This window comes from Xenophilus sp., from assembly GCF_044462705.1.
GTDB lineage: Bacteria > Pseudomonadota > Gammaproteobacteria > Burkholderiales > Burkholderiaceae_C > Xenophilus > Xenophilus azovorans.
The window spans coordinates 1-9339 of the sequence record NZ_JBIQNC010000074.1; the positions used below are offsets into that span (position 1 = coordinate 1).

The following is a 9339-nucleotide window of genomic DNA, read 5'->3' on the forward strand; positions in this document are numbered from 1 at the left end:
GACATCGAGGCCCGCGTGAAGCAGATCCGCGTGCAGATCGAGGAAGCCACCAGCGACTACGACCGCGAGAAGCTGCAGGAACGCGTGGCCAAGCTGGCCGGCGGCGTGGCGGTGATCAAGGTCGGCGCTGCCACCGAGGTCGAGATGAAGGAAAAGAAGGCCCGCGTCGAAGACGCCCTGCACGCCACGCGCGCTGCGGTGGAAGAAGGCGTGGTGGCCGGCGGCGGCGTGGCGCTGCTGCGCGCCAAGCAGGCCGTGGGCGACAAGGTCAAGGGCGACAACGTGGACCAGGACGCCGGCATCAAGCTGGTGCTCAAGGCCATCGAGGCGCCCCTGCGCGAGATCGTCGCCAACGCCGGCGGCGAGCCGAGCGTGGTGGTGAACAAGGTGCTGGAAGGCAAGGGCAACTTCGGCTTCAACGCTGCCAACGACACGTATGGCGACATGCTGGAGCTGGGCATCCTGGACCCGACCAAGGTGACCCGCACCGCGCTGCAGAACGCCGCTTCCGTGGCTTCGCTGCTGCTGACGACCGAAGCCATGGTCGCCGAGGCGCCGAAGGACGAAGCACCGGCCGGCGGCATGCCTGGCGGCATGGGCGGCATGGGTGACATGGGCGGCATGGGCATGTAATTCACAAGAAGCGCTTCGCGCTTCTTGTGGTTCTGTTCAGTCAGATAAAAAGCCGGGCAGAGCCCGGCTTTTTTGTGGGCGCGTGACAAGCGCTTCGCGCAATTGTCAGCGCCCACGCGCCGCAAGCGGCGGACATGGGTGCACGGCTTTCGCGCTGCTTCGCCGTGCGGCTTCGCGCGTTGCGCTCGCCTCAGTGCCGTCCGCTGAAACGGTGATCCGCCTGGCGGCGGAATTCCGTCGGGGTCATCCCCTTGATTTCCAGGAAGCGCCGGTTGAAGTTGGCGACGTTGTTGAAGCCGACCTGGTAGCAGATGTCCGTCACGTAGTGGTCGGTCTGCATCAGCAGGTGGCAGGCGCTGTTGATGCGCACGCGGTTGACGAAGTCGGTGAAGTTGTTGCCGGTCGATCGGCGGAAGAAGCGCGAGAAGCGCGACTCGCTCATGCCCAGCTCGGCCGCCAGGTCGCCCGCACTGATGGGCTCGGCCACGTTGGCGGTGATGCGGTTGACGATGCGGTTGATCTGCTCGGTGCCGGCATCGCCCTCCGCGCCCTGGATCTGCACGGACGACAGCAGCCGGTAGTCGGTGCAGCGCGCCAGGTCGTCCAGGAACTCGCAGAAGCGCGCGAAGCGCATCATCCCGCGGCTGGACTTGACGGCCGTCCAGTGCTCGCGCGCCCGCTCCGAGAGGCCGAAGAACTCGATGCCGTTGCGCGCGCGCTCCAGCAGGTGCATCACCTCGCGCAGCTCGGGCACGTGCTCGGCCGCGCGGGCCAGGGGCTCGTGCCGGAACTGGATCACCAGGTCGCGCTCGGGCACGCCCTCCTCGCCGGCGTCCAGCGAGACCCAGTTGTGCGGCAGCCGCGGCCCGCACAGCACCAGGTGGCCCGGCTGGAAGGGGCCGATCCAGTCGCCGATGAAGGCCTTGCCCGAGGTGGCGACGATCAGGTGCAGCTCGTACTCGTCGTGGAAGTGCCAGCGCGCCAGCGGCGTGGGATAGCCATGCGCCAGGCAGCGCACCAGGCCGGCCTCTTCCGGCGCCTCGTAGCCCAGCGCGGGCGAGCGCGAGAAGTCCTGCTCCATCTCGGGCTGGCGCTGGCGGGGCCGGACGGGCTGGGATCGCATGGCGGGCATGAGGGAACCGGATGCGCGGAAGGACACGGGCAGGCTCGGCATGGGGGTTTCAGCTCATCACATTACCACCGTCGACGTTCAGCGTCTGCGCGGTGATGTAGCGCGCCTCGTCGCTGGCCAGGAAGACCGCGGCGCCCGCCACGTCCTGCGGCAGCCCCATGCGGCCCAGCGGCACGGCCAGGCCGACCTGGCGCTTCTTCTCTCCCCGGGGCAAGTGCTCGTAGCGAGCGAACAGGCCGTCGACCTGCTCCCACATGGGCGTGTCGACCACGCCGGGCGCGATGCCGTTGACGCGGATGCCGTGCGGCGCCATCGCCAGCGCGGCGCTCTGGGTGTAGCTGATGACGGCCGCCTTGGTGGCGCAGTAGTGCGAGACCAGCGCCTCGCCGCGGCGGCCCGCCTGCGAGGCCATGTTGATGACGGATGCGCCCTGCGTGCCCGCCTCCACCATGTGCCGCAGCACGGCCTGCATGACGAAGAACATGCCCTTCACGTTGACGGCGAACAGGCGGTCGAAGGAGGCCTCGTCGGACTCCAGCAGCGGCGCGAGGTCGAAGACGGCGGCGTTGTTGATCAAGGTGTGGACCGGCCCGAAGCGGGCCACCGCCTCGGCCAGCAGGCGGTCGATGTCGGCGCGGCGGGTGACGTCGGCGGCGACGTAGTGCAGCGCCTGCGGGTGCGACACCAGGGCCGCGGCAGCCTCGGCCGGCGCCTGCGGTGCGCGGTCCACCAGGGTGCAGCGCGCGCCCTCGGCGCGGCAGGCCAGCGCCATCGCCAGGCCGATGCCGCCGCCGGCGCCGGTGATCAGCACGTGGCGCTGGTCCAGGCGCGGCGTCATGCCTGCTCCTCGAACCGCGCGACGCGGACCGACGCCCGCCGCACGGCATCCACCAGCCGCGCGTCGCCGGCCAGTCCGCCCCACAGGCCCGCATCCGCGCACAGCGCCGCCACCGGGTCGGCGGCGTCGCAGATGGCATGGGCCACCGCCGGGTCCATGGCCTGGTCCTGGTAGTCGTAGGCCAGTCGCCCGCGGTGCCAGCGCTGCAGGAAGGCGAGGAACAGCGCCGGCAGCATCGCCACCGCGTCGACGACCTCGCCGGCCGCCAGCCGCTCGCGCACCGTGGGCGCGATGAAGCCGGGGATCTTCGAAAAGCCGTCCATCGCCACGCGCTGGTTGGTGTCGCGGATGGCGGGGTTGGCGAAGCGCTCCAGCACCACGTCGCGGTAGGCCGGCAGGTCGACGGGGCTGCCGGAACGCCGGGCCGCCCCAAGTTCCGGCGCCCCCCCCGGGGGGGCGGTCGGGCGCAGCCCGGCCGTGGGGGCTTCGGTTCCGCCGGGGCGGCTCAGGCAGGGGATCACGTCCTGCGTCACGTAGTCCCAGGCCATGCGGCGGATCTCCGGCATCTGCACGCCTTCGTGGATGTACGTCAGGCCGCGCAGCGTGCCGGCCCAGGCGATGCAACTGTGGCTGGCGTTGAGCACGCGGATCTTGGCTTCTTCATAGGGCTGAACCGACTGCACCATCTGCACGCCCACGGTCTCCCACGCCGGCCGGCCGGCGATGAAGTCGTCCTCGATCACCCACTGGATGAAGCTTTCGCCCATCACCGGCGCGGCGTCGTCCCAGCCGGTGGCGGCGCGCACGCGCTCGCGCAGTTCGGGTGGCGGGCGCGGCGTGATGCGGTCCACCATCGCGTTGGGCGAGGTGGTGTGGGCGCGGGCCCAGTCCAGCAGCGCCGCGTCGCCGACGTGCGCCAGAAAGTCCAGCAGCGCGGCGCGGAAGCGCTCGCCGTTGTGGCGCAGGTTGTCGCAGTTGAGCAGCGTCACCGGGCCGGCGCCGCGCCGCATGCGCGCGCGCAGGATGGCGGCGACGGCGCCGTAGATGGTCTCGCCCGCCTCGCCGCGGCGCAGCCGCGCGACGTCGGCCACGATCTCCGGCAGGCCGGCGTCGAGGCGGTGTGCGCTGTCGAGCGAGTAGCCGGCCTCGGTCACGGTGAAGGACACGATGCGCACGGCCGGGTCGCTGCCGCGCTCGACCATCGCGGCCAGGCCCGGCGCCCAGGGAATGACCTCGCGGATCGCGGTGATGCGCTGGTAGCTGCATGCGCCGTCGGGCGAGACCGTCTCCAGCGTGTAGGCGCCGCCCTGCGCCGCCAGCGCGGCCAGCACCTCGGGCATGTCGGGCCGCAGGCTGGTGCCGGCCAGCGACCAGCGCGTGTCGCCGGCATCGGCGAGGCGCTGCAGGTAGGCCGCCTGGTGGGCGCGGTGGAAGGAACCCAGCCCCAGGTGCAGGATCACCAGGCCGCGGGCGCGGAAGGAACTCAAGATCGGACTCCGGGGGGAACAGCTGCGGGCGTCAGGCGGCAGGGAGGGCTCGGCCCTCGCGGTTGAACAGGTGCAGCACGGCGGGATCGATCTCCACGCCCACCGCGTCGCCGTGCGCGAGCGAGGTGCGCTCGTTCTGCCGCGCGATCAGCATGCGGCCGGCCACGTCGACGTGGATCAGCGTGTCCGAGCCCAGCGCCTCGACCAGGTCGACGCGGCCGGGCAGGCCGGCGCCGGCGCCCGCATGCACGCGCACGCCCTCGGGCCGCACGCCGAGGTAGCCGTCCTGCGGCAGCCGGCCGCCGGTCAGCTCCGACAGCACCGGCAGCGCGCCGGCCGGCAGCATGTTCATCGAGGGCATGCCGATGAACTGCGCCACGAACTGGTTGGCCGGCCGGTCGTACAGTTCCAGCGGCGAGCCGACCTGCTCGATCAGGCCGTCCTTGAGCACCACCACGCGGTCGGCCAGCGTCATCGCCTCCACCTGGTCGTGCGTCACGTAGATGGTGGTGGCGCCCAGCGACTCGTGCAGCTTCTTGATCTCCACCCGCGTGTTGCCGCGCAGTGCGGCGTCGAGGTTGGACAGCGGCTCGTCGAAGAGGAACACCTTGGGCGCGCGCACGATGGCGCGGCCGATCGCCACGCGCTGGCGCTGCCCGCCCGACAGCTCGCGCGGCGTGCGCTGCAGGTAGCTGGAGAGGTTCAGCTTCTCGGCCGCCGCCTCCACCTTGCGGCGGATCTCGTCGGCCGGCACCTTGGCCAGCTTGAGCGCGAAGGACATGTTGTCGTACACGCTCATGTGCGGGTAGAGCGCGTAGCTCTGGAACACCATCGCCAGGTCGCGCTTGCCCGAGGGCGCATGCGTGATGTCGCGCCCGTCGAGCATCAGCGTGCCGCTGGTGATGGGCTCCAGCCCGGCGATCAGGCGCAGCAGCGTGGACTTGCCGCAGCCCGAGGGGCCGACGAAGACGATGAACTCGCCCTTCTCGATCGCCAGGTCGACGCCCTTGATGATGTGCGCGTCGCCGAAGCTCTTGCGGATGTCCCTGAGTTCGAGGAATGCCATGGTCTGCCTCCTTGTTGTCGTCGTCACTTGACCGCGCCGAAGGTGAGGCCCTGGACGAGCTGCTTCTGCGAGAACCAGCCGAACACCACGATGGGCGCGATGGCCATCAGCGAGGCGGCCGAGAGCTTGGCCCAGAACAGGCCCTCGGGGCTGGAGTAGGACGCGATCAGCGTCGCCAGCGTGCCGGCCTTGGCCGAGGTGAGGTTGAGCGCCCAGAAGGCCTCGTTCCAGGCCAGCACCAGGCACAGCAGACCGCACGAGGCCAGCCCGCCGATGGACAGCGGCATGACGACGTGGCGGAACTCGCTCCACAGCGTGGCGCCGTCCATGCGCGCGGCCTCCAGGATCTCGGGCGGGATGTCCTTGAAGCTGGTGTAGAGCATCCACACCATGATCGGCAGGTTCGACAGCGTGAAGACGATGATCAGCGCGGGCAGCGTGTCCAGCAGGCTGGCGGTCTGCGCCAGCACGTAGATGGGCAGCAGCGCGCCGACGGCCGGCATCATCTTGGTGGAGAGCATCCACATCAGGATGTCGCGCGTGCGCTTCGTGCGGAAGAAGGCCATCGAGTACGCCGCCGGCGCGGCGATCAGCAGGCCCAGCAGCGTGGACACCACGCTGGTGATGAGCGAGTTGCGCGCGAACAGCAGGTAGTCGCTGCGACGCTGCACCTCGGCGAAGTTCTCCAGCGTGGGCTCGAAGACGAAGAGCGGCGGCACCGCGATGGCCTGCAGCTCGGTCTTGAAGGCCGTCAGGCACAGCCAGCCCAGCGGGAAGAACAGCAGCAGCGCCGCGGCCCAGGCGCCCGCGGTGCGGGCCGCCAGCGGCAGCAGCTGGCTGGGGGGTTGCGAGGTGGACATGGTGCTTTTTCTCCCCTCAGTCCAGGTTCTTGCCGATGATGCGGATGAGGAAGGCCGCCACGACGTTGGCCAGGATCACCGCGAACAGCGCGCCGGCCGACGCGATGCCCACGTCGAAGTTCATCAGCGACTGCTTGTAGATCAGGTAGGTCAGGTTGGTGCTGGCGTTGCCCGGCCCGCCTGCGGTGGTGATGGCGATCTCGGCGAACACCGAGAGCAGGAAGATCATCTCGATCATGATGACCACCGCCATCGGCCGCGCCAGGTGCGGCAGCACCAGGTAGAAGAAGCGCTGGAAGGGCCCGGCGCCGTCCATGCGGGCGGCCTCCATCTGCTCGCGGTCCAGCGACTGCAGCGAGGTCATGAAGATCAGGCAGGCGAAGGGCAGCCACTGCCAGGCCACCATGATGATCACCGACAGCAGCGGCCAGTCGGCCATCCAGTCCACCGGCTCGGCGCCGAAGAAGCGCCACACGTCGGCCAGGATGCCGTAGATCGGGTTCATCATCATGTGCTTCCACAGCAGCGCGTTGACCGTGGGCATGACGAAGAAGGGCGAGATCAGCAGCACCCGCACGATGCCGCGGCCCGGGAAGGGCGCGTCGATCAGCAGCGCCAGCCCGATGCCCAGCACCACCGTGGCGGCGATGACGCTGCCGATCAAGAGCAGCGTGTTGCCCACCGAGGGCCAGAAGTCCGGGTCGGTGACGAAGTAGTGGAAGTTGTCGATGCCCGCGAAGGGGTGCTCGCCGGGCTGCATGAGGTTGTAGTTCACGAAGGAGAAGTACAACGTCATCGCCAGCGGCACGATCATCCAGAGGAAGAGCGTGAGCACGGCCGGCGCCATCAGCGCCCGGGGCAGCAGTCGGTTCATGGCGGCACTCCCTGTGCGTGCGGGTTCGCGGAGAAGTCGGAACAGGACGCCGCGCGATGCGGCGCCCGTGGCGTCACTTGTAGTAGCCGCCCTTCTTCATCTCACGCTCGGCCAGCGTCTGCGAGGTCTTGAGCGCCTGCTCCACCGTCACCTTGCCCGCCAGGGCCGCGCTCATCTGCTGGCCCACGCCCACGCCGATGGCCTGGAACTCGGGGATGGCCGCGTACTGCACGCCCTGGTAGGGGCTCTTGGGCAGCGTGCTGTCATTCGGGTTGGCGCTGTCGATGGCCTTCTTCTCGGCCTCGGCAAACTTCGCGACCTTCTGGAACTCGGGGTTCGCGTAGGTGGACTTGCGCGTGCCGGTGGGCACCGCGTGCCAGCCGTGCTCCTTGGCCACGAGCTGGATGTAGTCCTTGGAGGTGGCCCAGCGGATGAACTTCTGCGCCGCCTCGTCCTTGGTCGAGCTGGCCGGGATGGCCAGGTTCCACGACCACAGCCAGTTGGCGCCCTTGGGCGTCTTGGCAATGGGCGCCTGCGCGAAGGCCACCTTGTCGGCCACCTTCGACTGCTTCGGGTCGGAGATGAAGGAGGCGGCGATGGTCGCGTCCACCCAGGCCGCGCACTTGCCCTCGTTGAACAGCGCCAGGTTCTCGTTGAAGCTGTTGGCCGAGGCGCCCGGCGGGCCGTCCTTCTTCATCAGATCGACGTAGAAGGAGATGGCCTCCTTCCATGCCGGGGTGTCGAGCTGCGGCTTCCACGCCGTGTCGAACCACTGGCCGCCCCAGGTGTTGGCCAGCGTGGTCAGGAGCGCCATGTTGTCGCCCCAGCCCGGCTTGCCGCGCAGGCACATGCCGTACACGCCGGCCTTCGGGTCGTTGGCCTTGTCGGCGAATTCCTTGACCTGCTGCCAGGTCGGCTGCTCCGGCAGCGTCACGCCCGCCTTGTCGGCCAGGTCCTTGCGGTACATGAGCATCGAGCTCTCGCCGTAGAAGGGCGCAGCGTAGAGCTTGCCCTCGTGCGAGAGGCCGCTGCGGATGGCCGGCAGCAGGTCGTCCACGTCGTAGGCGGCGTCGGTGGCGATGGGCTTGAGCCAGCCCTTCTTCGACCAGATCGGCGCCTCGTACAGGCCGATGGTCATCACGTCGAACTGGCCGCCCTTGGTGGCGATGTCGGTCGTCACGCGCTGGCGCAGCACGCCCTCCTCCAGCGTGACCCACTTGAGCTTGATGTCCGGGTTGGCCTTCTCGAAATGCGGCGTGAGTTTCTGCATCTCGATCATGTGGCCGTTGTTCACGGTGGCGATGACCAGTTCGGTGGCGGCCTGGGCGGCCAGGCCGGCGGTGGCGAGCGCGAGCACGAGGCCCGATCGGGCGAAACGCTGCATGGTTGTCTCCTTGGCTGGGGTTCCACGGCACCGGGGCCGCTGGTGCCGCATTGTTCGATGCGCCGCATTGCGCGGCTGATAGCTCTCTTGCCCATCTCGATACCGATTTGCGTATGTTTATCCGTGAATTCCCTTAGATCAGCAAAATCGGATGCAAATGGCCTGTCCGTGGCCCCATGAAAAATGGCCCCCACGCTCCCCCGCTTCGCGTCGTCCGCTGCCCCCCGAGGGGGCGCTTTTCATCTTGGGGCGGCCCGGCGATGAAAAAGGCCGCCCGGGGGCGGCCTTGCAAGGCGTGGCGGCAGCGCCCGCTCAGGCGGCGACCGTGGGCGGCGCCCCGAAGCTGTTGGACTCCGGCTGGCTGGGCTGCACCATCAGGTAGATCAGGTAGAGGTTGACCAGCGGGATGATGCACAGCAGCAGGAACCAGCCCGACTTGCCGATGTCGTGCAGGCGGCGGGCGCCGGCGGCCAGCGCGGGCAGCAGGAAGGCCAGCGCGGCCAGCAGGTACACGTACTCGTGGATGAACTGCGCCACCACCAGCACGATCACCTCGAACAGCACGAACCACCAATACTCGGAACGCGATGCGCGGCCCGAGAAATCGGCGTACTTGGCAAAGCAGGTCTTGACTGCGGTCATGAAATCCATGGAATCACTCCTCTTCTGCGTTGAATCGCCGCGGATCATATAGGCCTCCGCCGGCCGGGCGATGACAGCGGGCCAGCCTAGACCGTCCGGCCGAGCCTGCGCACCAGGGCCGCGGTGGACTGGTCCAGCCCCGCGATGTCGCCCGAGGCCAGGCGCGGCTCGACATCCTTGGCCAGCACCTTGCCCAGTTCCACGCCCCACTGGTCGAAGCTGTTGATGCCCCACAGCGCGCCGCTGACGAAGACGCGGTGCTCATGCATGGCGACGAAGGCGCCCAGCGCCTCGGGCGTGAGCCGCTCCAGCACGAAGAAGCTGCTGGGCCGGTTGCCGGGAAAGTTGCGATGCCCGCCGGCATCGGTCTTCCCGACCATCAGCGCCTGCGCCTGCGCGATGCAATTGGCCAGCAGCTTGGCG

General features: G+C 69.1%; 9 protein-coding genes and 1 pseudogene. 1 reads left to right on the forward strand and 9 read right to left on the reverse strand.

The features are described from left to right. Positions 1-633: TCP-1/cpn60 chaperonin family protein (locus tag ACIY1X_RS12830; protein ID WP_399680972.1), on the forward strand; the 633-nt coding region annotated here is incomplete at its 5' end. Positions 634-823: 190 nt separating this feature from the next. On the opposite strand, the gene ACIY1X_RS12835 is transcribed toward ACIY1X_RS12830, so the two are convergent. The 9 genes and pseudogenes from ACIY1X_RS12835 to ACIY1X_RS12875 form a co-directional block, all read right to left on the reverse strand. Further along, entirely contained in the window at positions 824-1765 is a 942-nt protein-coding gene (locus ACIY1X_RS12835; RefSeq protein ID WP_038211974.1) for an AraC family transcriptional regulator, read from the reverse strand. 49 nt (positions 1766-1814) lie between these two features. After that, positions 1815-2603 carry an L-iditol 2-dehydrogenase gene (locus ACIY1X_RS12840; RefSeq protein WP_399680974.1) on the reverse strand — a complete coding sequence of 263 codons (789 nt, stop codon included), beginning with the start codon at positions 2601-2603 and terminating at the stop codon, positions 1815-1817. After that, complete coding sequence (locus tag ACIY1X_RS12845; RefSeq protein WP_399680996.1) at positions 2600-4060, reverse strand: mannitol dehydrogenase family protein; 1461 nt, start codon at positions 4058-4060, stop codon at positions 2600-2602. The genes ACIY1X_RS12840 and ACIY1X_RS12845 overlap by 4 nt, the downstream gene beginning before the upstream one ends. 61 nt (positions 4061-4121) lie before the next feature. Then, on the reverse strand, positions 4122-5156 hold the full coding sequence (locus tag ACIY1X_RS12850) for an ABC transporter ATP-binding protein (RefSeq protein WP_399680975.1): 1035 nt from the start codon (positions 5154-5156) through the stop codon (positions 4122-4124). 23 nt (positions 5157-5179) lie between these two features. Further along, the gene (locus ACIY1X_RS12855; protein WP_399680977.1) at positions 5180-6016 is read right to left on the reverse strand and encodes a carbohydrate ABC transporter permease; all 837 of its coding nucleotides are present in this window, start codon (positions 6014-6016) and stop codon (positions 5180-5182) included. Between the two features lie 16 nt (positions 6017-6032). Next, positions 6033-6890, reverse strand: coding sequence for a carbohydrate ABC transporter permease (locus ACIY1X_RS12860; protein WP_038211951.1), 858 nt, complete (start codon positions 6888-6890; stop codon positions 6033-6035). Positions 6891-6963: 73 nt separating this feature from the next. Further along, a complete protein-coding gene (locus ACIY1X_RS12865; protein ID WP_038211953.1) occupies positions 6964-8274 on the reverse strand; it encodes a sugar ABC transporter substrate-binding protein in 1311 nt (436 codons plus the stop codon). A 312-nt stretch (positions 8275-8586) separates the two neighbouring features. Then, positions 8587-8925, reverse strand: coding sequence for a DUF805 domain-containing protein (locus ACIY1X_RS12870; RefSeq protein WP_038211954.1), 339 nt, complete (start codon positions 8923-8925; stop codon positions 8587-8589). A gap of 77 nt (positions 8926-9002) precedes the next feature. Beyond that, positions 9003-9339: pseudogene (locus ACIY1X_RS12875) on the reverse strand (glucose-6-phosphate isomerase); the annotation flags it as partial.

Bases quoted from the DNA above. Each gene is read 5' to 3' on its own strand.
- ACIY1X_RS12850 (WP_399680975.1), bottom strand. From the start codon at position 5,156: ATGGCATTCCTCGAACTCAGGGACATCCGCAAGAGCTTCGGCGACGCG.
- ACIY1X_RS12840 (WP_399680974.1), bottom strand. From the start codon at position 2,603: ATGACGCCGCGCCTGGACCAGCGCCACGTGCTGATCACCGGCGCCGGC.
- ACIY1X_RS12835 (WP_038211974.1), bottom strand. From the start codon at position 1,765: ATGCCCGCCATGCGATCCCAGCCCGTCCGGCCCCGCCAGCGCCAGCCC.
- ACIY1X_RS12870 (WP_038211954.1), bottom strand. From the start codon at position 8,925: ATGGATTTCATGACCGCAGTCAAGACCTGCTTTGCCAAGTACGCCGAT.
- ACIY1X_RS12855 (WP_399680977.1), bottom strand. From the start codon at position 6,016: ATGTCCACCTCGCAACCCCCCAGCCAGCTGCTGCCGCTGGCGGCCCGC.
- ACIY1X_RS12865 (WP_038211953.1), bottom strand. From the start codon at position 8,274: ATGCAGCGTTTCGCCCGATCGGGCCTCGTGCTCGCGCTCGCCACCGCC.
- ACIY1X_RS12860 (WP_038211951.1), bottom strand. From the start codon at position 6,890: ATGAACCGACTGCTGCCCCGGGCGCTGATGGCGCCGGCCGTGCTCACG.